Below are 22943 nucleotides of genomic sequence, written 5' to 3' on the forward strand. Positions count from 1 at the left end.
TCTAAAACAATTTCTGACTGACTGCATCAGCAAACTGACTTCTGGATGGCATGCCAAACCAGTGGCAGTGCTTCATGAATGTGTGGTCGCTGAGGCTGTCGCCAAGCCCTAGCACAGGAAACGCGCCGCGTTCCTCGCGCAGTTTCTTTAGAAGCCACTCAACGGCCAACCCCTTTTGAACACAGTTGGGGATCCAGGCAACATTGTTGCCGTTTTGATGAATATAAAAATCTGTTGTGTCAAATGCTTTTACAGCGTTCGCATTAAAGTCAAAAAGCTCCTTTATACGAGTACTGTCCTGATGCTTCATGACGAAATACACTGGTGTGCCGTCATATTCATAGTTCATGCGGCACCATGCATTCACACCTGAGTCCAGTAGCTGAGCGCTCAGCCTCTCCTGATATGAAATGAGCTGTTCACGCATACCTGACAGTGCCGTTTTGACAACGCGCGCCCATTCTTCGTTAATTGATCCGTCCGGGTTAGTGATAACAGCGCCATGCGTCATGACTTTCCATGAATTAAATGGGATTTGGACGCGTGAAGTTTCTTCTGTGCCACGGGCAGTAACTGGAATAAGTTCTGCGGTTGTAAGAAGCCAGTCCACCATCATCGACTGTTCTTCGGACATAAAGCTTCTTGGTTGAAGCTCCCGATCAAGGGCACCTGTGCGATAAGGAATCTGGCTGTTTTCATCGAGCATCTTTCGTTTCGTCTGAAACAACGTGTCATCCAGATCGCAAAGAGCAAGCGGCTTATTCATAGCAAATGACCTCAACACGTGGAGCGACCTTACTGAGTGCAGCGAGTAGCTGCGGGCAGACGGACGAACAGGGTGTTTCAACGCAGACAATCACGCGCTCAAAGCTCTGATGAGCGACGTTATAGACAAAATTAGGGATACCGAGACCGTAGTTATCGGTGAACGCAATGATTGACTCAATTGCCATTCCCTGCGCAATGGGAGAACGTGTAAGAGAACTAAACTTCACGATTGCTCCTTCATTTTCCAGTCGTTCAGCCAGCAGGAAGGGCTGCCAGATAAATTCCCCTGAGCCTATAACGAGAATGGTTTCACCGGGCTCAGTCTGGAGATGGTTGCCCAGTTTAGACGTCGTCTCATGCATACCCAGTCGGCCCCAGTCCTGGCGAACGGACACAGGAACTGTGCCGGTTGCTGTGACGTTCACGGATGGCATAACTGGGACGGGTGCATTCAGGCGAGGCTCCCATTTCCACTCCCCTTTCACGAGCGAGACGACGTCAACCGGGAGTGGGCAACTGTTGGTAATGGCATTGTTGCTCCAGTCAGTGAGTGTAACAGTTACCACACGTGTCACGTCCGAAAGACCCGCATCGCGAAGAGCCTGTAACAGATTCAAAAACGTTTTACCTGTAGTGGCTTCATCATCGATAAGAACCAGAGTTCGGGCATTTAATGCACGTCGACGCAGTGTGTCATCTTCCGGCTGGTAGATGAGGTGATCTGTGGCGTGACTGTGATCTTCTTTGAATTCACAAAGTAGTTCGCCGTCGACCGGATGACGTGTGCTGGTCAGAAATACAGGCTCTGCTACGCGCGAGCTGGCCTCACGGAATACCCCTGCAGCTAGACCGACGGCTGTTTCTGCCATGCCGATAAACAGAACCGGCTCAGGTAAGTCAGCAGGAATGCCAGCGGCCAGCTGGACATAGGTCTCCTTCATCAACGCAGGTGCAACCGGGATGTGGCGGCCCAGGACTTTGCTGACAAACAGGAAGGCACGTTTAGGATTATTGCGCTGAGCGATGTCGAAAAGCATTTCGAGCTCAATCGCGCTGTTAGTTTTCACGGTCAGAGTTCCGCTAGTGAGCTCACGCTGATAAACCTGTTGTTGTGAAGGGGTCATGTCTTCCTGCCTTATTTCTAATTATTGGAAGTCGGTGATGGAGTGATGCTGCAAAACGGCAGTGGCTTGACTGAATGCGTGGGTATCACTGTGGTGGATTTAAAGCGCAAAGCATTTACCAGGACGTCATCATCAGAAATGATACCCAACTGCCTTAGTGCATAAAGCCCAGGCAAATTCACTCCACTGTGAGCTGTGTAGCCTATTCCTCCAGACGGGCGGAGATTAGCTTCCAGCAGGACGGGCATACCATTTTCATCGTTGCGGGTCTGCACGTTAATCAATCCATCCGCACCGAGTGCTTTTGCACAATCGATGGCAAGCTGATAAGCAGGTCCCTCGTTCTCAAGCGTTTGCAATGAACCGACTTTAGTCCTGGCGACAGCGGCCAGGACGCAGCCATTTTCGACCAGCATGTCTACTGAACATTCTGGTCCGGGAAGATACGGCATGACTATCTGTATCGGTAACTCTTCTCCGGCCAGTTCCGCTCTCTGCAATGAAGCAATCGCGACATCAGGATGTATCTGTCGGTAGTCAGGATTATTATAAAAGCTGAGGGTTTTAGCAGTGCGCTTGAGGATCCAGAATCCCAAGCCATAAATGCCTTTCACTGGCTTGATGCATGGCAGCACCCCCCGGGATTCAAAGTCTTCAAGCGCGCTGGCAAGTTCATCAGGGCTTTGTACTTTTACTGAAACGACGGATGGCAGACCATACATCATCATCCTGATACTGAACTCTGCTTTGTTATCGGCCAGCTCAAAGGTCTCAAGGTTCGTCGCACCGGTCGTCAGCCTTACGCCCATCTCTTCGATGGCATCACGATAGCGTTCGAGAAGATGCCCACGTTTTCCGGCATGAATGGCGACGACATTATGCTTTCTGCAGATGCCGACAATAAACGGGAGCAGGTCTTCGGTTTCATCAGGCTCAAGATAAGCAATATCTGCTTCAGAAAGGATTTCAGGGCGCTCACTTCGGTGGGACGCAATGATACTGAAATCCTTGTCAAACTCTGTGCGGGCCATTTTCACTAAGGCAAGCATGTCTTTCTGAGACGATACGCCCTCCATAAACCAGATGGATACAGGTTTAGCCATGCTGAAGTATTCCTTAGATTTGATGCTGAAATGACGATTAGGTGAGTGTAGGCATATCTGTTTTTTTAAGCAATCATATTATGATTATTTGAGGGTTGTCGTATTTAAACTAAAATTTAGGTCTTTACATAATTTGACTTAATTTCATAAATAAAATAAATAGCCTTCTCTATCAGCAATATAACCATTATTAAAGTGTCACCATAGTATTGCATTATTGCGAGTGAAAAAAGTCATGTTATGATTGTCTTTCTTTGAAATTATCGACGATTTTACTACAGCAATAACACCTATCAGTAAGGGGATGTGATGGTATCTTTAAGTAAGAATCAGACGATTTCGTTAGCTAAATCCAGCAGCGCAATTTCACAAATTCAGTTCGGCCTCGGCTGGGATCCTGCCAAAAAGAAAGGATTGTTTGGCAAGTTACTTGGCGGTGGTGACAGCATCGACCTCGATGCAAGCTGCGTCATGTTAGGCACTTCGGGCAACGTTATTGATACAGTCTGGTTCCGCCAGCTGAAGTCTAACGATGGCTCAATTCAGCACAGTGGTGACAACCGTACAGGCGAAGGTAATGGTGACGACGAAACAATCATCGCTGACCTGTCCCGTCTCCCATCAAATGTTGAGCACCTGGTCCTCACAGTAAACAGTTTTACAGGACAGAGCTTCAATGATGTCGAAAATGCTTTCTGCCGCGTTGTCGATCAGCAGGGCAAAGAGCTGGCTAAATACACACTCACTGAGCAGGGCTCACACACGGCGGTCATCATCGCTTCTCTGAGCCGCAGCGGCGGTGAGTGGAACTTTACCGCTCACGGTAATACATCGCGTGGCCGTACCATTCAGGACATGATCCCTGATATCCAAGCGGTAACCCGCTAATGAACCTGACGCCGGGGGGCAATGCCCCCGTTCCTAACCAGTCGCTGGTGGTGCGTATATCCTCCGGCACACCCGTAGATGTGTCGTCCTTCCGTCTGTATGACAACAGTAAGGTGCGTGGCGATCTGGATATGATTTTTTACGGCCAGCGAGAGAATGATGACAGCACCATCCGTTACTCCTCATCTGGTAATGAAATCATGTTTTCGGTCAATCTGCCGCAGCTGCATCATGATGTGCAAAAGGTGGCTTTCACCGCAACCTGTGATGCAGGAAAAAATGTTTCTCAGACCGAGCGCCTGGCGATTCAGGTTGAAGCGAATGGCAACGTTATCTTGCGCAGTCATGTCGACCTCACAGGGCGTACTGAGGCGGCGCTGATTCTGGGTGAGCTCTACCGACGTAATGGAGAATGGAAGTTCCGCTTTGTGTCACAAGGGTTTAACGGGGGTCTTCAACCTCTGGCTGAACACTTTGGAGTGGATATCTTAGATGCTCCTTCAGCTAGCCCGACACCTCCGCCAGCTCCAGCTCCAGCAAAGGTTAACCTGAGTAAGGTCAGCCTGACCAAGGAAAAGCCCTCAATCAGCCTGACGAAAAAGGATGATTACGGCCAGATACGCGTAAACCTGAACTGGAATCAGCACAGTCGCTCTGACGGCGGCTTCCTCAAAGGCATCTTCAGCAACAATAAAGGTATCGATCTGGACCTTGCTGCGTTTGTTGAGCTCTCTGATGGACACCGCACGATTGTTCAGGCGCTGGGTAATCAGTTTGGCAGCTTCCGAAATGAACCTTATGTCGAACTTCAGGGTGACGATCGTACGGGTTCCGTCAGTGACGGTGAGTGGATACATATCAACGGTTCTGAATGGAAACACATCCGTGAGGTGCTGGTTTTTGCCTTTATTTATGAAGGCGTACCTAGCTGGGAAAACACCGATGGTTCAGTGACCATCAATGTGCCGGGACAGCCACCGGTTGAAACGTTCATGACTGAAGGTAACAACCGTCAGAATATGTGCGCCATTGCCCGTCTGGTGAATGAAGGAGGTGCGATCCGCGTGGAGCGTATCAACCGTTATTTCAGCGGACATCAGGAGCTGGATCAGGCATTCGGTTGGGGTTTCAACTGGAAAGCAGGCTCTAAGTAGTTATCTAAGAGGGTTAGACATGAGTTTCTTCAATAAGCTTAAAGAGTCATTTAATTCCGGTCGTGATGAGCTGACCAAACAGGTTGGGCGCTACAAAAACCGCGCCTTCCTCGAAGGTACAGTTGCAGTCTGCGCTCGTATTGCTGTCTCAAGCGATGGCGTCAGTTCTGAAGAGAAGATGAAAATGATGGGGTTCCTGCGAGAATCGCCTGAGCTGAGCATCTTCGACACTACTGAAGTGATCGAATTTTTCAACAAGCTGGTGACGTCCTTCAATTTCGACATTGAAGTTGGGAAGGGCGAAACCATGAAGTACATCCTTGCACTTAAAAATAAACCAGAGCAGGCACAGTTAGCTGTCCGTGTAGGCATCGCTGTGGCGAAAAGTGACGGTAATTTTGATGAAACGGAAATGGCAAACGCTCGCGAAATCATTGAAGCCCTCGGCTTTACGACCAGCGAGTTTGGCCTGTAACGGTTACTGACTTTCAATCTCTGGAGCTAAACACATGCAATCCACCCACATCGGGTTCCCGATCGAGACAGTAGCAGTTTTCCTGCTGCTGTCAGTCGGTGCCATTTTTATCGATTTGTTCATGCACCGCCATGACAAGCCAATCTCTCTGAGGAGCGCTGCAGCCTGGTCGGTCTTCTGGATCTTCATGGCGCTGGCATTTGCGGGCTTCCTGTACATCCATCACGGTCCGGAAGTTGCGAGTCTGTTCGTAACGGGTTACGCCTTGGAAAAAGTGCTGTCGGTCGACAACCTGTTTGTCATGATGGCTATTTTCTCATGGTTCGCCATTCCGAATAACTTTCGTCATCGCGTGTTGTATTGGGGGATTATCGGCGCAATCGTGTTCCGTGGTATTTTCGTTGCCATCGGTACCAGTCTGCTTGCTCTGGGCCCGTGGGTGGAAGTTGTGTTCGCAGTCATCGTGGGCTGGACTGCGGTAATGATGCTGAAAGGCGGCAATGATGACGATGGAATCGAAGACTACTCGCAGCATCTAGCTTACCGCATGGTCAAACGATTCTATCCTATCTGGCCAAAGCTCAAGGGTAATGCATTCGTAATCAGCCAGAAGGAAGTGGATGCAGAGTTGGCTAAACCAGAAAATGCCGATGTTCAGGTGGGACGCTTGTCCAAAGCAGCGCGTTACGCAACCCCGATGCTTCTCTGTTTAGCCGTTGTTGAACTTTCAGATGTGATGTTTGCATTCGATTCAGTTCCTGCAGTTATCGCGGTCAGCCGTGAGCCACTGATCGTATACAGCGCCATGATGTTCGCTATCCTCGGCTTGCGTACGCTTTACTTTGTGCTTGAGGGACTGAAGCAGTATCTGGTTCATTTGGAAAAAGCCGTTATCGTTTTACTGTTCTTCATTGCCGTGAAGCTGGGTCTGAACGCAACTGAGCACTTTTTCCATCACGGCTATTCAATCAGTGCGACTATGAGCCTCTACGTGGTTATGGGTGTACTGGCAGTAGGTATCATTGTAAGTCTACTTTTCCCGGCTAAAGACGAGCATAAAGAAGAAGGGCGCGGTTAACCGTGTCGTTAATCACAGCATACAAGGTATGCACCAACACGATTTGAGGATAACAACATGGCAGTGACTCTCTCTAAAGGCGGCAACGTATCACTTTCTAAAGTGGACCCGACTTTGAAAAACGTGAAAATCGGTCTGGGCTGGGATACCCGCTCTACCGATGGTCAGGACTTCGATCTGGATGCATCAGCTTTCCTGCTGACTGACGCTGGCAAAGTTCGTGGTGATAACGACTTCATCTTCTACAACAACCTGAAATCCTCTGACGGTTCCGTTACCCATACCGGTGACAACCGAACCGGCGAAGGTGAAGGCGATGACGAATCACTGGTTATTGAACTGAACCGCGTACCACAGGAAGTGACCAAAATTGTGTTCGTGGTTACCATCCACGATGCAACCACACGCCGTCAGTCTTTCGGTCAGGTCGCGAATGCCTTCATTCGCCTGGTGAACAACGACAGCAATGTTGAAGCCGCTCGCTACGATCTGTCTGAGGATGCCAGCACTGAAACCGCAATGCTGTTTGGCGAACTGTATCGCCATGCTGGGGAATGGAAATTCCGTGCCGTAGGCCAGGGTTATGCTGGTGGTCTGGGTTCAGTTTGTGCTCAGTACGGTATCAACGCGTCTTAATAGAGTTTCACATTACGCACTGATCTTACGCCCGGTTTAACCGGGCATTAGCCAAAAGCAATGAGGAATTAAACATGGCAGTAAACCTGACGAAAGGCGGTAACGTAAACCTGTCCAAAGAAGCACCAACCATGACCAAAGCAATCGCAGGTCTTGGCTGGGACTCTCGTGCGACTGATGGTCAGGCATTCGATCTGGATGCCTCTGTATTCCTGGTTGGCGCAGACGGAAAAGTGCTGAGCGATCAGCATTTCGTTTTCTTCAACAATGCAAAAAGCCCGGACGGCTCTGTCGTTCACCAGGGTGACAACCGTACTGGTGAAGGCGAGGGTGATGATGAACAGGTTAAAATCTCCCTAGCTACGGTACCGGCTGACGTTCAGAAAGCGGTCTTTGCCGTCACCATCTATGACGCTGAAGCCCGTAAGCAAAACTTCGGCATGGTATCTAACGCTTACATCCGCATCGTGAACGAAGACAACAATGCGGAAATCGCGCGTTACGACCTGTCTGAAGATGCCAGCACCGAAACAGCAATGGTATTCGGCGAACTGTATCGCCACAACGGTGAGTGGAAGTTCAAAGCCGTAGGCCAAGGGTTTGCGGGTGGCCTGTCCGCTCTGGCTTCACAGCATGGCGTCAGCATCTAAATAAAAACGCTGTATCAGCCTCTTCCATTTTGAAGGGGCTTTTTTTTGCCTGTGTTGGCAGGTGTAACGTGATTAATGGGGATTAATATGGATCTTTTACCCGGTCAGAATACTGTTATTAGTGCCAGCCAGATAGAGGTTCGCCTCACCTATACTCAGAAGACAACATTTCGCAGCGACTTAGATGCATCGGCTTTTCTCCTGGGAGAAAATGATAAAACGCATTCAGATGAAGATATGCTCTTCTTCAACAACAACAGCAACGCGAATAAAAGTGTCACTATGCGCTCTGAGCAGGGTGATACCTTCTTTGCTGTCGATCTGACCACTCTTCCCTCATCTGTTTCCAAAATTGCCCTGACCGTTGTGATTGACGGTCCGGATACACTGGATGGACTTGAACAGCTCAAAATGACTGTCGACGGCCATACATTTAACGTGTCGCTGCAGGGAAGAAGTGAGAAGGCGCTGATCGTAGCCCATATCTATCGCCACAATGGGCAATTCAAAATTCGAGCTGTAGGTCAGGGATTTGATGGTGGTCTGCATCCGCTGGCTCTTCACTTTGGGGTGGATGTCGCAAGCCCTGAACCAGCTCCATCTTCAGCGCCTGTTCCTGCCTCAAATACGACTGTTAGCCTGGAGAAAAAGCTGGCGAAGGCACCGGCACTGGTCAGCCTGGCGAAACCCATACGCGTCAGCCTGGAAAAGCATCGTCTCTCAGACGTAAAAGCCCAGGTTGCCTTTGTACTGGATGCATCCGGGTCAATGACCGCGCAGTTCAAGAAAGGCAATGTGCAGAAAGTTTTAGAAAGGATTGCAGCTCTGGCTGTCCAGTTCGATGATGATGGTTTAATGCCGGTCTGGGGTTTTGCCGAAAAACACAAACGGTATGAAGATGTGACCCTAGACAATCTGGATGGTTACATTGAACGGATTCAGAAAGACGGCAAGAAGGGCATGTGGGAAATTCTGCCTGGCCTTGGCGGTACGAACAACGAACCCCCAGTGCTAGCTGATATCATTCGTGAATTCAGAAATTCAACCTTGCCAGTGTATGTCGTTTTCATCACAGATGGCGGCATCAACAAGACCCGTGAAATTAAAGAGAAGATCGTCGAATCCTCTGGTTGCCCGATATTCTTCAAGTTCGTTGGTCTGGGCGGCAACAATTACGGGATTCTGGAGAAGCTCGACAACCTTAGCGGACGTCCGGTCGATAACACCCACTTTTTCCCGATCGATAACTACGATCGCCTGAGCGATGAATACCTCTATGACCAGCTGCTGGTTGAGTTCAGGGAGTGGTTAGATGCAGCGCGTAAAGAGGGTATCTGCCGCTGAATAAGCATAACCGGCCATGAGGCCGGTTTTTATTAAGCACTGAATGGCGTGATGGGCTGGAAGAGGTATGTTGAGCTCATGCGTCTTTGTACTTCGAAGCGCTCAAAAGCCTCTACCGGGTTGACGTAATCCAAATTGCTGAAATTCAACCCCTCAAAATCCCGTCGGTTGATCCTTGCAGAAACAATATACTCATCTTCCAGAAAACCACTTTGCTTGCTTATGCGCTGTGTGAAGCCGCTAATAACTACCTTCTCAAAGGGAAGGGCACAGAATGCCATACCGGCTACTCGCATCAGTATGCCGTGAACGTGTAGCGCGTATCTTTCCCTGACTGCCTTCTGTGAAATTTCCTTTTCCAGAATCTCCGTTCCCTTTGCGTTTAACCGAACCGTCGAAGTAGGCATATCTTCAACTTCCGGGCAGTCGACTTCTATCAGGATGGCAGAGCGTTCTGGTTCAACCTGGAAGGCCACTAACGTTTCACGGGGCCAGTCAGTTGCCTGTAGTACCTCAGTCAGTAAGGATTCGAAATACCCGCTGTCGGCGTCAAAACAGCGGTCGATATCACTAGCTGCATGCTGAATCTTTTTATCGTGTTCTGCAGCGTCATACTGCCAGTGCGAGTATTGTTCTGCCCAGAGCTGGCGAGCCGTCTGGTATCGCTTCAGGGTTAGCGCATTTTCCTGCTGGCACATTTCGACTTCACGTTGCCATCTTTCCAGATTCAGACGCTGTCGTTCCTGACGTGCGTCTGCAGATTCGAACATCCGGCCAATGAAACCACGGCCATGATCATCACCAGGCTGTGTAGGTTCAGCTAACGGGACGGGTTTATCCGGGCGCATGGGGGCGGGTACTGCGTATGGCTTAAGTGCCAGTTTACGGTAATGATGAAGTAACTCAGAGTATGTATGCCCGTTTCTGGGATCAGGCGTCAGCAAATGGATATTAATGATGGCCTCCACCGCGCTGTTTAACGCCTCGACTTCCCTCTCAAGTTCATCACGCAGGTGTCCATTTGCTTCGGCTTGAAGTGCTCTCTGTCTGCTTGAAGAACTGGCCCGGTCCAGCCGTGTCCGGTAGCTAAGGCCGGTGCCTGGCAGACCAAAGTTTGCGTATGTTCCTCTCTTACCGAACGACACAGATGCACCTCGCGGCCCCACGCTCATGCTCGCACCTGAACCACTGAGGTTTAGCCTGACTCCCGGCATTATACTTATTGATTTTCGAAATCTTAGTCCCATTTCCCTGACCATAAGTTTATAAGTATTGGAAGAGTATATTTTTATGTCATAAGTGTCTTCGGTAGTCGAATAAATATTTTCTTGAGGTCGTGCCTGCACTCTTCTTGGGGGTTGTCCGGTAGAGAAGCGGCCGTGCTGATAACTGGGGTCGAGGGCCAATTGAACGGAAATGTACGATAAGAGAAAAATAATCGTATAAAAAATCGATTAGTAGACATCAATGCCTATTAAGTGCCATTTCACGATCTAAAAATCATTTATAGGGTATTTTTCATGTCTATTATGTGAGTGTTTATCAGCCAGTTACTTTACTAACATACGTTTTCGTTCCATTGGCCCTCAAATTCTCTTTACTATCTGTGATAAAGATCAACGCGACGATCTGACGAAGCAGCAGCGTGATGCCTTGGCGACCGCACTGAACGTGATCAAAAAAGGGTTAAGACATGACTGAACGCGATATTTTCAGTGAAGTGATGACAAGTGTGCAGGAGCTTAGGGAGCTTCAGAAGGGCAAAATCACACTTAAGAGTTATAAGGTCTCCAGGCGCACCCGTTTCCCCAATTCGCCTCATAAGTTCACGCCTCCCGCCCAATCTTAAGGGGGTCACATTCAGACCAACGACACTTTTCACCCTGATCAGGGCGTGGCAGGATAAGCGCAATCTATCAAGGAGTGTGCCTGATGTTACTGAAAGGTATGAACGATCCGCTGCTGAAAGCGTATCAGCATCCCAAATCACGGATGATGATCAGCCGTTTCAGGGGGCTGGCGGGGGATCGAAGACTCAGTGACTGGCAGGCGTTCTGTATTCTGGTCACCGGCTTTACCAATTACTGGTATGTGCATGCAGGTCACTACACCATTAATGTCACACTGACTAAAACCCGCCAGTTCGACTTCCTGCAGGACTTTCTGCATTTCACGGTTACGCTGGATGGGTTAATTGGTGATGAACATTTTCGTAGTCCGGATTTTGTGCTGCCCCATTATGATGTGCCCTACGAATTCTGCCGCTGGCGTAACAAGCGCGGCTATGATGCGTTAACTACCTATATCAGCAAGCAGGGTGTGAAATCCCATAAAGGGATATTTGTCGCCTCAGAAGGGGCTTCCCCGGAAGAGCAGGTGATGAAATGGGAAGGTGTGGTCAACGTCTATGACAAAACCTTTTTTAGCGTGACCAACTTCAGCACCACTCAGGAATTTCTGATCAAAGACATCAGTAGATCCATACAGGAAGGATTGCTGAAGCACCTGAGTTTTTACCGCGATCTGTTTCACTATATCTTCCCCTCACCAGCGGAGGCGCGGTTGCAGGCGCGCGATGACAGGCGCTATCTGGCTAAAAGATAGCGCCCGGGCATCTTTAGATCAGGTCAATGGGTTCAGCCGGGTCTGCTTAAACGTTGCAAACCCGGTAGTCAGCTGACCTCTCAGCGGGATTTACCACTTCATCTCGCCGGTATTGACTTTGGCGCTGAGTTCAAGTGAAGCTGGTTCTGCCAGTTTCGGCCAGGCGGCTTTCATGGCGGTAATCACCTGCGCTGAGGTTTTATGTTGCGCCAGCGCCGCCTCAAAACTCTTCAGATAATTCAGGGTGAAATCCACCGCCTGTGAACCGGCCGGACGGGCACCGAGATAGTGACCCGGAATCACGTTCTTCGCGTTCAGCGTCTGCATTTCGGTCAGGATATGACGCCATTCAGCGCGGCTCTGAACGGTCTGAGTGTCAGCCGTCCAGACATGAATGCCAGAGGAGAGGGCGGTACCGCCCAGAATGGTGCTCGCAGACGGGATCCAGATATAAGCGGCGTATTGCTCCGGATGACGCAGCTCCAGCACCTCGCCGTCGACGCTAAAGCGGGTCTGATGGGTTACTTCAGGCACAAACACCTTATCCGGCGCGCCCTGCTTCATCTGTGGACCCCAGTATTTCAGCTTGGCGTCATGCGTCTGCTGGATATGCTTCACCACCGCCGGCGCGGCAACCACCTTCACGTCCGGCCAGGCTTTAACAATTGGCTCCAGACCAAAGTAGAAATCGGGATCGCCAGAAGTGATCACAATTTCCTTTAACGTTTTTCCGCTCTTTTTAATCATCTCTGCCAGTTTTTCACCGTCCTGGGTGCTGAACTGGGCATCAAACAGAATCGCTTCGGTTGGCCCACTAACCAGCGTTGAGGAGACGGCAAAGATGCCCTTTTCCTGCGGATTATAGGTTTGCAGTTGCAGGGTGGCCGCGCTGGTGGAGGCCGAGGCCAGCACCAGCATCACAGGTAACAGCGTAGTTTTCATTGAGGATCCTCAGAGATAAATGCCCTACTCAGGCAGGCGTAACGGGCGATGTTCAGTATCAGTGGCGCTATTCTACGCAACTGGCTATCTGTTAGAATTGCCGCAATCAGAGATGCTGAGTTTCATAATCCGAACAGGTGGAGTGGATGGACAGAGTCACGGCGGCAGCCGTTTTCAACCGGATATGTGAACTGGGCAGCCTGAGTGCCGCCTCACGATCGCTGGGGATCTCCCGCCCGATGGTTAGCCGTTATCTGGAGGAGATGGAAAAGTGGGCGGGAACGCGTCTGCTGCATCGCTCTTCTCGCCAGCTGACCCTTACACCTGCCGGAGAGGCGATCCTGCAAAAAACCCGTCAGCTGGCCCTGCTCTCAGAGGCGATCCAGCAGGAAACCACCCAGGGCGTCCCGGCCGGAACGCTTCGCATCGCCTGCGCCCACTTTACGGCTCTTCATCTTGTCGGCCCGGTGATCCCCGATTTTCTGGCGCGTTATCCGGCACTGCGCATCGAGCTGGAAATTAACAATCAGCCAGTAAGCCTGATTGGTGAGCGTATCGATCTCGCTATTCGCATCACCGACTCGCCAGAGCCGGGGGCGATCGCACGCCGTCTTGGCGAATGTCACTCGGTCCTCTGCGCCTCACCTGAGTATCTCAAGGCGCTGGGTAACCCGGAAACCCCGGACGATCTGGCTCAGCATAACTGCCTCTACTACAGTCGCTTTGCCGGACAGAGCTGGCATTTTACGGCGGCTGGCGGGGAGAAAATCGCGGTTGCCGTCAAAGGAAATTTCAGTGCGGGTATCTCTTCACTGTTGTGTGACGCGGCGATAGCGCATTGCGGGATAGCGATGGTGCCTGAGCAGGAGGCTCGCCACGCACTGGAAGCAGGGAAGCTGGTAAAATTACTGCCCGATTATGAGCCGCAACGTATTGGCATATGGGGGCTTTACCTGTCGCGTGAGCACCAGTCTGCCGCACTGCGGCTGATGCTGGATGAGCTGCAAAGCAGAATTCAGAACCGGTGATCAGAGGGGCGAGTAACCGATCAACATGGAACCTTACTATGAGTGATAATCAAACCCTTTACTGGAACCCTATGGTGCCAGAACTGACCGTCACTGACTTTGCCGCTTCGCTGCATTTTTACACCGTGGTGCTGGGTTTCAGTGTGAGAATTCAGCGCCAGCAGCCTGATTTTGCTTACCTCTGCTATGGAGAGGTGCAATTGATGATTGAGCAGTTCCATCCGCAGGGCTGGAACATAGCCGATCTGCGCTGGCCGCTGGGGCGAGGTATTAATTTCCAGATTGAAGTCGATGATGTTCAGGCTGTGCTGACGCGTTTGCAGCAGCATGCTGTTCCGCTCTATCGGCCGCTTCGGGACAACCACTATGACATCGGCGAGACCACCGCCTGTCAGCGGGAGTTTCTGGTGCAGGACCCCGATGGTTATCTGCTGCGTTTCAGCCAGTATCTGGAATAAGCTGAACGTGTTTTGGCAATATTAATCAGCAGGAGAATGGCTTGAGTAAAATAAACATTCTCTTCGGATATTTTATATTGACTGTTCAATCATGATCAACGGAAGCCTTTAATAGCAGCGTAGTGAAGTCATCTAAAGCGCGAAGAGTTACCTGCTGTTTACCACCGTCACTTTAATCATGACCTTTTCCACTAACGGAAGGCGCTATGCATAGCGTGTTAACTATTGCAAAGCGTCATTAAGTCACAGGCGGCCATGATTTGCTGCTACAAGGCCATAATAAAAAAATGAATGTAAGAAAGAAAATTTATCCAGCGATGGTCTACACTCTCGTTAGCTGGCTGGATTAGGATTATTCTTAACAAAAGTTTTTTAAGGGATTTCATTGGGCTAAGCGTTCGTATATTTACATTTATTCGTGCACTCAGCACTTAATCTTTGGGAATGTGAGCCGATAACAGGTGATACATACTCAGGAGGACGCACAATGAAATCTTTTTTATCTGTCTGCATTAGCACGTTGCTGATTGCCCTGGCCGGACCGGTTATTGCGGATTCAAATTCAGGCATGCTCACCTTCAGCGGAGCCATTACTAATGGTTCATGTAATATGAATGTCGGACAAAATCCTGTCGTGTTTGACTGTTATGATCCCGCCAGTGGTAAGGCTGTGGTCACTACTGCTGACCTGATGAATCCCGAATTGCTGACCAAATTACCCCTGGAAGTAAAAATGCACTGGTTTAATCCTGAAAAAAGCAAAGGGATACTTTACGTTACCTATCTTTAACGCTTCTCTTGAGGTTTTATTCTGAACGACAGTGCAATGCCTTAGCAGCAACGGTGACATAGAACCTAAAGATATAAACCCATAGCCAATACAGGGTTTATCATTAAGTCACTAAGAACCAGTGAAGTATCTTTTTTGAAATTTTTAAGTCAGCATCGGGGAATTCAGTTTACCGGATTGATCATCAGATAATGTGCGCATCTTATTAAACCCCTGCATAATTGAGGGTTAACACACGTTGCATCTGTTGATATGCAGACAAAACCCACCTTTGCTGTCAAAGGTGGGTTTAATTTACAAAAAGCTTGCGTGAAGATCAGTAAGAGTCAGAAGAGCGCTGAGTAAAATATTTCGTGTTCTGACGCTTCTCCTTTTTACGACGCAGCACAAGGCTGGTGGTAATAATCAGCAGCGTCAAACCGCCGGTTGCCAGTAATTCAGCCTGATGTTTCGCATCAAACAACATGATTACCAGCACCGTGACGATAAACAGGATAGTGACCCACGTCAGGCCAGGAAATAACCACATCCGGTAACTCAGGACTTCACCCGCTTTCTCGCGCTTTTTACGCAGCACCAGGTGGGACGCAGCGATCACCAGATAGACCAGCAGTGCAATCGCTCCCGATGTGGCCAGTAAAAATTCAAACACCACGCTGGGCGCCAGATAATTGGCGATCACCGCCAGAAATGCAGCCGCGGTAGAGAGCAGCACAGCAATCCACGGCGTGCCGCTGCGATTGGTACGTGAGGCAGCCGCCGGTGCATCTTTGCGGCGTGACAGAGAGTAGAGCATGCGCGAAGAGGTATAAAGTGCAGAGTTAAGACAACTACACACCGCCATCAGCACCACCAGATCGACAATCAGTCGGGCGTGCGGGATGTTCATCGCCTGTAACACCGTCTGCCATGAACCCTGTTTAACCAGTCCGGGCGCATTCCACGGCACCAGCGCCACTACAAAGAAAATCGACAGCAGATAGAACAGCGCAATACGCCAGATGACGGAGTTAGTTGCCTGAGTAATCTGCTTGCCGGGATTCTTCGACTCTGCGGCGGCAATCGTGACAATTTCTGTGCCCATAAAAGAGAACATGGTGGTCAGGATGGCAGCCACTACCGCGCCGATACCATTCGGCATAAATCCGTGAGTGTCATAGAGATGCGACAGGCCGCTGGTATTGCTGTCAGGCAGCACACCAAACACTGCCGCACCTGCCACGCCCAGGAACAGGATGATGGCAACGACCTTGATTAATGCAAACCAGAACTCAAACTCACCATAATTTTTCACGCTGAGCAGATTAGTAATGGTCAGCAACAGGGTGATAGCAAACGTGAACTGCCAGATGGCGACATCGGGGAACCATGCATGAAGAATGGTTCCCGCCGCATTGGCTTCCAGCGGGATCACCAGCACCCAGAACCACCAGTAGAGCCAGCCGATGGTAAATCCGGCCCAGCGTCCCAACGCTTTATCGGCGTAGGTTGAGAACGAGCCTGAATCGGGTGAGGCGACGGCCATCTCGGCCAGCATCCGCATAATCAGGACCACCAGCGCACCGGCGGCGGCATAAGAGATCAACACCGCGGGGCCCGCTTCAGAAATAGCATGGCCGGAGCCAACAAACAGCCCGGCGCCAATCACGCCCGCAATTGAGAGCATACGCACGTGGCGCGGTTTCAGGTTTTGAGCCAGCGAATCTGCATTCGCACTCTGAGTCATCGTCATGTAAACGTCTCCTGTCGACGTCCGGCCTGGATGGCCGGACGAACGGGGATGAACTTGCGTTAACGCGTCAGCGAAATCAGGCCGGGACGACGGGATGTCCGGCGGGTGCGACACAGTGATCGATCACCGTGGAGAGAATGGTCAGCGCCTGGCTGAACTGGGCATCCGGAATGGTGAGCGGGTAGAGGAAGCGGATGACGTTGCCTTTGGCTCCGCAGGTCAGCAGCAGCAAGCCCTGTTCCATCGCCATCTTCTGAACCGCCTGCGCGGTGCTGGCCTGATAGAACTCCATCGCCACCATCGAACCCAGCGCACGCACTTCAGCAATGTCCGGATGTTTGCGTTGATGTTCCTGGAGTTCTGCTTCAAGCCGGGCACCGAGATCAACGGCGCGCTGGCAGAGCTGCTCCTCTTCTATAACATCCAGCACCGCATGGGCCGAGGCGATAGCCAGCGGGTTTCCGGCATAGGTTCCGCCCAGCCCACCTGGTGCAGGTGCATCCATCACCTCTGCACGACCGGCGACCGCGGAGAGCGGCATCCCGCCTGCCAGGCTTTTCGCCATGGTGATGATATCGGCCTTCACCGGGTAGTGTTCCATGGCAAACAGCTTGCCGGTACGCGCAAATCCACTCTGGACTTCATCCGCAATCAGCAGAATGCCGTGACGGTCAGCCAGCTCCCGCAACTGCACCATAAACTCTGCAGGTGCCGCATGGAATCCACCTTCGCCCTGCACCGGCTCCAGCACGATCGCGGCGACGTCATGGGGCGCAATGTCCTGCGTAAAAATTTCTTCAAGGCTGGTCAGTGCCGCCTCGATGCTGATCCCCTGAACCGCGCTGGGATAGCGTGCATGGAAGACTGACGGCGGCATCGGGCCGAAATCCCGTTTGTAAGGCGCCACTTTTCCGGTCATCGCCATGGTCATAAAGGTGCGGCCATGGAATGCGTTACCAAAGGTGATGATGCCGTGACGGCGGGTATAGGCACGCGCCACTTTTACGGCATTTTCTACCGCTTCCGCCCCGGTGGTGAAGAAGGCCGTTTTCGCCGCACCGGCGATGGGAACCCGCTGATTAATACGCTCGGCCAGTGCGATGTAGCTTTCGTAAGGGGTGATCTGGAAAGCCGTATGGGTAAACTTTGTTAATTGATCGGCAATCGCCTGTTCAATGCGTGGATGGCGGTGGCCGGTGTTCAGTACCGCGATGCCGCCCGCGAAGTCGATCCAGCTATTACCCTCCTGATCCCATAAGGTGGCGTTCTCTGCCCGGGCAACGTACCAGTCGCACAGCGTACCGATACCTTTGGGGAGAGCCTGTGCTTTGCGCTGCTGCAACAGGTTATTTTTTTCGCTCATTTATTCCACCTCGTTAATATGCGTGTTTACAATTCCCGACAAACACGTTTATTTATGCCTGAGGCGTGGTGAGTTGCCAGAGCCAATTGTCAGAGGAAAGGTGGAGCCAATTGCGACTCTTATACGCAGATCATCTATTAGCGCGGTTACAGTTTTTAAGAACTGGCTCATTACATCAGCGGCTGCTGAACTGCATGCAGGCCGCGATCGCTGAAGAGGTGTTTCCGCGCGGAAGCCGTTTACCGCCAACCCGCGATCTGGCGCGCGAACTGGGCGTGTCGCGAAACACGGTTATGCATGTTTATGAGAGCCTGATGGCGCAGGGCTATGTCACCGCGCGGACCGGCAGCGGCACCTGGATTGCAGAGACGCTGCCGGAAAACTCTCTGCAGAGTGATGCAATTGCTGACCTTCAGGCGGTAAAGGCGCAACGACCGGCAACGCTGTCGAAGCGTGGCGCCAGTCTGCTGGGGCATGCTACAGCATCGCCTTACCAGTGGGGCGCGTTTGTCCCTGGCGCGCCGGATGTGACCGAATTCCCCCATAAGCTGTTTAGTCAGATTCAGGCGCGTCTGAATCGCGAACCTGACGTTCACCGCCTGGTCTACAGCAGCGGCGGTGGCTGTCCCGATCTGCGCCATGCGCTGGTGGATTATCTGCGGGTGGCCCGCTCAGTGCGGGCCGATGCTGACCAGATCCTGATCACCGAAGGGGTTCATCAGGCGGTTGATCTGGTGACGCGGGTGTTGTGCGATCCTGGCGATCGAGTCTGGATGGAGGAGCCAGGCTACTGGGGAACGCGCAATCTGCTGCGCATGAATGGCCTGAAGATTCGGGCGATGCCCGTGGATGAGCAGGGACTGGTGCCGGACAGCGGCCCGGCACCAAAGATGGTGTTTGTGACGCCCTCTCATCAATATCCGCTGGGTGTGCATCTGAGCCTGGCCCGACGTCAGGCATTGCTCTCTCTGGCTCGACGCCATCAGAGCTGGATTGTGGAAGATGACTACGACAGCGAATTTCGTTTTTCCGGCCAGCCTCATCCCTCACTGCAGGGGCTGGAAGCGGATGCGCCGGTCATTTACATGGGAACGTTCAGCAAAACGCTCTATCCCGCGCTGCGCATTGGCTACATGGTGGTGCCGAAACCGCTGGCACAGCCGTTGCGCATCGCCGCGGCAGAGCTCTATCGCGGCGGACACCTGCTGATTCAGCGTGCGCTGGCGGAGTTTATCCGGCTGGGCCATTACATGGAGCATATCCGCCGGATGCGCCTGCTTTACCGCCAGCGGCGGCAGTTTCTCTGCAGGCTGATCGAGCGCTATCTGGGGCCAGCCTTTTTACCGGCATTCAATCATGAAGCGGGGCTGCATCTGGTGATCCCGCTGCCAGCAGGCGCGGATGACGTGGCGATAGCCGCGGAGGCGCTAAAGCGCGGCGTCAAAGTACGGCCACTTTCGCAATATTATATGCACCCTCAGGAGGTGCGCGGATTGCTGCTGGGTTACGCCTGCGTCAATGAGCGGCAGTGTCAGGATGCGTTTGGCACACTTAAAGCCTGTCTAGCGTCCGCCGGAATGGTATTCACTCCGCAGCGCTAGCGGGTTCAGGGGCGCTTTTTTTGAAGGAGGGCGGTTTTACTGCCGCCTCTGTGCTAACGCATTGACATTTAATCAGAGTCACCGAGAATACTCCTCTTTGCGCCCCGACCAGACAATACCGGAGTCTATCATCGCCTTTAAACCCTTTACTGCACCGGCCCGTGCGGCTATTAAGCGAGGCGCCGCGCTGGCTGCCGCGTTGTTGCTGGTCAGTTGCGCATCCGAGCCGCCGAAATCGCTGGTCACACCTTTTCCGCCCGTGACGAAACAGCCGTTACCGACGCCCGGCAAGCCAGCACAACCTCATGCGCAGGAACCGATGCGGGGCGTCTGGTTAGCCACGGTTTCACGTCTTGACTGGCCGCCGGTTGCCTCGGTGAATGGCACCAATCCGGCGCAGCGTATCCGCCAGCAGCAGCAATCGCTGATCGACAAGCTGGATAAGCTGAAAAGCCTGGGCATCAACACGGTGTTTTTTCAGGTGAAGCCTGATGCCACGGCGCTCTGGCCCTCAAAAATCCTCCCGTGGTCAGATATGCTGACAGGAAAAATTGGTGAAGATCCGGGCTATGATCCGCTGCAGTTTATGCTGGATGAGGCGCATAAGCGCGGTATCAAAGTCCATGCCTGGTTCAACCCTTACCGGGTGTCGGTAAACACTAAATCATCTACCGTCAGCGAACTGAACCGCACGCTGTCACTGCACCCGGCCAGCGTTTTTGTGCTGCATCGCGACTGGATCCGCACTGCAGGCGATCGCTATGTGCTCGATCCGGGTATCCCTGAGGCGCGTGACTGGATCACCAGTATTGTGGCCGAGGTGGTGGCGCGTTATCCCATCGACGGTGTGCAGTTCGATGACTACTTCTATGCGGAATCTGCCGGTTCACTGCTCAACGATAATCAGACCTTCAGCCGCTACGGTCAGGGGTTTGCCAGCAAAGCGGACTGGCGGCGTCACAATACTCAGCAGCTGATTGAGCAGGTGTCACGTACCATCAAACAACTGAAGCCGGACGTGGAGTTTGGTGTCAGCCCGGCGGGCGTCTGGCGTAATCTGTCGCATGATCCTGCCGGTTCCGATACCCGCGGAGCGGAGGCGTATGATGAAGCTTTTGCCGATACCCGCCGCTGGGTGCAGCAGGGCTTGCTGGATTACATTGCACCTCAGCTCTACTGGCCATTTTCCCGTCAGGCGGCCCGATACGATGTGCTGGCAAACTGGTGGGCAGAGGTCGTGAAACCGACTAAAACCCGGCTCTACATCGGCCTTGCTCTCTATAAAGTGGGCGAGCCGTCAAAAGTTGAGCCTGACTGGACACAGCAGGGCGGCGTACCGGAGCTGAAAAGGCAGCTCGACCTTAATGAATCGAACCCCAATATTGATGGCACGATTCTGTTCAGAGAGAACTATCTGAATCAGCCGCAGACTCAGCAGGCGGTAAGCTATCTTAAAAGCCGCTGGGGAGGCTGAGAAACGCCGCGACAGCATGACCAGTGCGGTTAAGTTTTTCCTTGTGACTTGCTGCTATTCTTGCGCTATATAACAGGCTCTTTTCCAAATGTTTTCTTTCGATTCCCAGCTATTCCGGGTATTCCCGCGACAGCTGGGAATCGCCAAAAAAACCAGTAACAGCGACCTGGCCCCTGTAAAGGCGCTTCTTTATGCATGCCGCCATTCTTTCCAGGAGCTGATAGAGGGCCAGGATCTTGGCCGTTTGCATCATCTATACCCACTTCGAACTGCCCAATCACATTTCCATAATCATCGACCATATATCCAAAATACAGGCCTGGCTGCATACCGTAAGTTTTGGCAGCAGCGTCACCAACATCTTTTGAAGTTACCGAATATGATGGAAGCTGAGGATTATTTTTACCACCACTGCCACCTGAAAAACCTGAATTGTCACGGTTCCCTGCATTTCCAGTGCTACCCACCCCCTGGTGCAGGACCGCCTCTCTCGGAACTCCATCCTGTGCCGTCGCCTTGCCTGCCATAATTGAATCCAGCCATTTAAACCTCTTTTTAAAGCTTATTGAATAAGTGGTTTATTAATTAATTATGACTCTCAGGTAAATAATTTAAAATATATTCATTCGATTAAGTTATGAAGGGTATTAATTGAGGGTAACCGATCGATCAATTCTTTTTTAATCGTTTTACTCACTTTTTTATTTATTAACTTAAAGCTTTTTATTTTTCCAGTAATTATGGTATGCAATATTACAATCTCTGATATTCTCACGGCTAGGCGTGTTGCAATAAACTTAGCGGCTTATTTGCATCTCACTGGCAGGCATTAAAAGTGATGGTAAGTGCGTTGGATGAAACATCTCTCCATGTCGCTCTGGAGAAATACATCAGCGCGCTGGATGAATAGCATAATTTGAGCATAAGCCCAACGGAGTGGGCTTCTGCTCAGGTTAATTAAAGTTACTCAACACCCTGTACTTGATGCTCTGGTTTGTGGCCTCAATGACCTCAATTCGAGCGCCTTTGTAGCCAATTGTTTTGGATTCTGATAGGTCGTATTCGACCTCGTTATTGAATGCGGGACGCGCCATGTTTCCAGAGGACTCGCGGTATCCAATGTTAATTTTGTCTCCGACACGGCCATTATAGAGCAGGGTTTGCTGGAAGCTGTTTTCAGAGCTGACATTCAAAGTAGTGTGCTCGAATGGCATGTTGTCCTCACAGATGGAGGCTGAGAAAACAGTAATCACACACAGTGTTCTTGTGTTCTTTTTTGCCATTATACCTTGCCACATATCAGCTATTGCGGCCTTATCAACGTTTGCAGAATCAGGCGTGCCTGTTGGCAGATAAAACTCATTTTTGGCATCTTCGCCAACTTTCTTCAGATAGCCAGGCGTAACGGTGTAGGCCCAGGAGACCTTAGCCGGTGCAGTAACCTTCAGCCCTTCATACCGTGACGCAACACCCTGGCGCAACAGGGAATCACCAACGTATGCTGTGTTAATCGAACCTTTAGGGGGTTCACTAATATTTTCTGTTGTTGGGCTGTAGTTATATTTTGGCGAGGTACATCCTGTTAACAAAGCAAATACAGTTAATATTAAAAGTTTTTGCATATCCCTATCCTTACGATTAAAAAATTATCGATGCAAAGACCTTACAGGCATGGCCCTTGCCGTGCATTTACTTGAATATAATCGATACTATCAATTGTTAAACATGGGA

22 protein-coding genes are annotated in these 22943 nt (G+C 51.2%); 13 read left to right on the plus strand and 9 right to left on the minus strand.

The window, feature by feature from the left end:
- Window position 1: 1 nt before the first annotated feature.
- Genes ACXKZD_RS21475 through ACXKZD_RS21485 form a run of 3 tightly spaced genes read right to left on the minus strand, consistent with a single transcriptional unit; the run spans window position 2 to window position 2995 of the window.
- Window positions 2–766, minus strand: a complete 765-nt coding sequence (locus ACXKZD_RS21475; RefSeq protein WP_033760736.1) for a hypothetical protein — start codon at window positions 764–766, stop codon at window positions 2–4.
- Window positions 759–1892: a phosphoribosyltransferase domain-containing protein gene (locus ACXKZD_RS21480; protein WP_033760734.1), complete on the minus strand. Its 1134-nt coding sequence runs from the start codon at window positions 1890–1892 to the stop codon at window positions 759–761. The genes ACXKZD_RS21475 and ACXKZD_RS21480 overlap by 8 nt, the downstream gene beginning before the upstream one ends.
- A gap of 17 nt (window positions 1893–1909) precedes the next feature.
- Window positions 1910–2995, minus strand: a complete 1086-nt coding sequence (locus ACXKZD_RS21485; protein ID WP_488982310.1) for an ATP-grasp domain-containing protein — start codon at window positions 2993–2995, stop codon at window positions 1910–1912.
- Window positions 2996–3304: 309 nt separating this feature from the next.
- Here ACXKZD_RS21485 and ACXKZD_RS21490 point away from each other — a divergent pair, with 309 nt between their 5' ends.
- From ACXKZD_RS21490 to ACXKZD_RS21520, 7 genes are all read left to right on the plus strand, one after another.
- On the plus strand, window positions 3305–3883 hold the full coding sequence (locus ACXKZD_RS21490) for a TerD family protein (RefSeq protein WP_033760730.1): 579 nt from the start codon (window positions 3305–3307) through the stop codon (window positions 3881–3883).
- The gene (locus ACXKZD_RS21495; RefSeq protein WP_488982311.1) at window positions 3883–5037 is read left to right on the plus strand and encodes a TerD family protein; all 1155 of its coding nucleotides are present in this window, start codon (window positions 3883–3885) and stop codon (window positions 5035–5037) included. Before ACXKZD_RS21490 ends, ACXKZD_RS21495 begins: the two co-directional genes overlap by 1 nt.
- Window positions 5038–5056: 19 nt before the next feature.
- Complete coding sequence (locus tag ACXKZD_RS21500) at window positions 5057–5512, plus strand: tellurite resistance TerB family protein (protein WP_033760726.1); 456 nt, start codon at window positions 5057–5059, stop codon at window positions 5510–5512.
- A 34-nt stretch (window positions 5513–5546) separates the two neighbouring features.
- The gene (locus ACXKZD_RS21505) at window positions 5547–6590 is read left to right on the plus strand and encodes a TerC/Alx family metal homeostasis membrane protein (protein WP_033760724.1); all 1044 of its coding nucleotides are present in this window, start codon (window positions 5547–5549) and stop codon (window positions 6588–6590) included.
- Window positions 6591–6647: 57 nt separating this feature from the next.
- Window positions 6648–7226: a TerD family protein gene (locus ACXKZD_RS21510; protein ID WP_033760722.1), complete on the plus strand. Its 579-nt coding sequence runs from the start codon at window positions 6648–6650 to the stop codon at window positions 7224–7226.
- A 74-nt stretch (window positions 7227–7300) separates the two neighbouring features.
- The gene (locus ACXKZD_RS21515; protein ID WP_033760720.1) at window positions 7301–7876 is read left to right on the plus strand and encodes a TerD family protein; all 576 of its coding nucleotides are present in this window, start codon (window positions 7301–7303) and stop codon (window positions 7874–7876) included.
- Window positions 7877–7963: 87 nt separating this feature from the next.
- On the plus strand, window positions 7964–9220 hold the full coding sequence (locus tag ACXKZD_RS21520) for a VWA domain-containing protein (protein WP_033761106.1): 1257 nt from the start codon (window positions 7964–7966) through the stop codon (window positions 9218–9220).
- 32 nt (window positions 9221–9252) lie between these two features.
- Here ACXKZD_RS21520 and ACXKZD_RS21525 read toward each other — a convergent pair whose 3' ends face one another.
- Window positions 9253–10467, minus strand: coding sequence for a DUF4236 domain-containing protein (locus ACXKZD_RS21525; protein ID WP_488982353.1), 1215 nt, complete (start codon window positions 10465–10467; stop codon window positions 9253–9255).
- Between the two features lie 685 nt (window positions 10468–11152).
- Between ACXKZD_RS21525 and ACXKZD_RS21530 the strand changes: the two genes are divergently transcribed.
- Window positions 11153–11824, plus strand: coding sequence for a hypothetical protein (locus ACXKZD_RS21530; RefSeq protein WP_033760716.1), 672 nt, complete (start codon window positions 11153–11155; stop codon window positions 11822–11824).
- A 90-nt stretch (window positions 11825–11914) separates the two neighbouring features.
- Here the strand turns inward: ACXKZD_RS21530 and ACXKZD_RS21535 are convergent, their stop codons facing one another.
- On the minus strand, window positions 11915–12766 hold the full coding sequence (locus tag ACXKZD_RS21535) for a Vmh family MBL fold metallo-hydrolase (protein ID WP_187495386.1): 852 nt from the start codon (window positions 12764–12766) through the stop codon (window positions 11915–11917).
- A gap of 146 nt (window positions 12767–12912) precedes the next feature.
- Between ACXKZD_RS21535 and ACXKZD_RS21540 the strand changes: the two genes are divergently transcribed.
- From ACXKZD_RS21540 to ACXKZD_RS21550, 3 genes are all read left to right on the plus strand, one after another.
- On the plus strand, window positions 12913–13794 hold the full coding sequence (locus ACXKZD_RS21540) for a LysR family transcriptional regulator (RefSeq protein ID WP_488982312.1): 882 nt from the start codon (window positions 12913–12915) through the stop codon (window positions 13792–13794).
- 38 nt (window positions 13795–13832) lie between these two features.
- Complete coding sequence (locus tag ACXKZD_RS21545; RefSeq protein WP_287061084.1) at window positions 13833–14252, plus strand: bleomycin resistance protein; 420 nt, start codon at window positions 13833–13835, stop codon at window positions 14250–14252.
- 487 nt (window positions 14253–14739) lie between these two features.
- The gene (locus ACXKZD_RS21550; protein WP_488982313.1) at window positions 14740–15042 is read left to right on the plus strand and encodes a type 1 fimbrial protein; all 303 of its coding nucleotides are present in this window, start codon (window positions 14740–14742) and stop codon (window positions 15040–15042) included.
- A 316-nt stretch (window positions 15043–15358) separates the two neighbouring features.
- Here ACXKZD_RS21550 and gabP read toward each other — a convergent pair whose 3' ends face one another.
- Together gabP and gabT are read right to left on the minus strand one after the other, a co-directional pair.
- Window positions 15359–16774: a GABA permease gene (gabP, locus tag ACXKZD_RS21555; RefSeq protein WP_488982314.1), complete on the minus strand. Its 1416-nt coding sequence runs from the start codon at window positions 16772–16774 to the stop codon at window positions 15359–15361.
- A gap of 76 nt (window positions 16775–16850) precedes the next feature.
- Window positions 16851–18137 carry a 4-aminobutyrate--2-oxoglutarate transaminase gene (gabT, locus tag ACXKZD_RS21560; RefSeq protein WP_033760699.1) on the minus strand — a complete coding sequence of 429 codons (1287 nt, stop codon included), beginning with the start codon at window positions 18135–18137 and terminating at the stop codon, window positions 16851–16853.
- A gap of 110 nt (window positions 18138–18247) precedes the next feature.
- On the opposite strand from gabT, the gene pdxR reads away from it, so the two are divergent.
- Both pdxR and ACXKZD_RS21570 read left to right on the plus strand, forming a co-directional pair.
- Window positions 18248–19738, plus strand: coding sequence for a MocR-like pyridoxine biosynthesis transcription factor PdxR (pdxR, locus tag ACXKZD_RS21565; RefSeq protein ID WP_192034427.1), 1491 nt, complete (start codon window positions 18248–18250; stop codon window positions 19736–19738).
- 97 nt (window positions 19739–19835) lie between these two features.
- Window positions 19836–21212, plus strand: a complete 1377-nt coding sequence (locus ACXKZD_RS21570) for a glycoside hydrolase family 10-like protein (protein ID WP_488982315.1) — start codon at window positions 19836–19838, stop codon at window positions 21210–21212.
- 65 nt (window positions 21213–21277) lie between these two features.
- On the opposite strand, the gene ACXKZD_RS21575 is transcribed toward ACXKZD_RS21570, so the two are convergent.
- Both ACXKZD_RS21575 and ACXKZD_RS21580 read right to left on the minus strand, forming a co-directional pair.
- Window positions 21278–21739, minus strand: a complete 462-nt coding sequence (locus tag ACXKZD_RS21575; RefSeq protein WP_139016401.1) for a hypothetical protein — start codon at window positions 21737–21739, stop codon at window positions 21278–21280.
- A 426-nt stretch (window positions 21740–22165) separates the two neighbouring features.
- On the minus strand, window positions 22166–22834 hold the full coding sequence (locus ACXKZD_RS21580) for a hypothetical protein (RefSeq protein WP_033760696.1): 669 nt from the start codon (window positions 22832–22834) through the stop codon (window positions 22166–22168).
- Window positions 22835–22943 lie beyond the last annotated feature (109 nt).

It is taken from the genome of Pantoea sp. ABR1s (assembly GCF_057812235.1).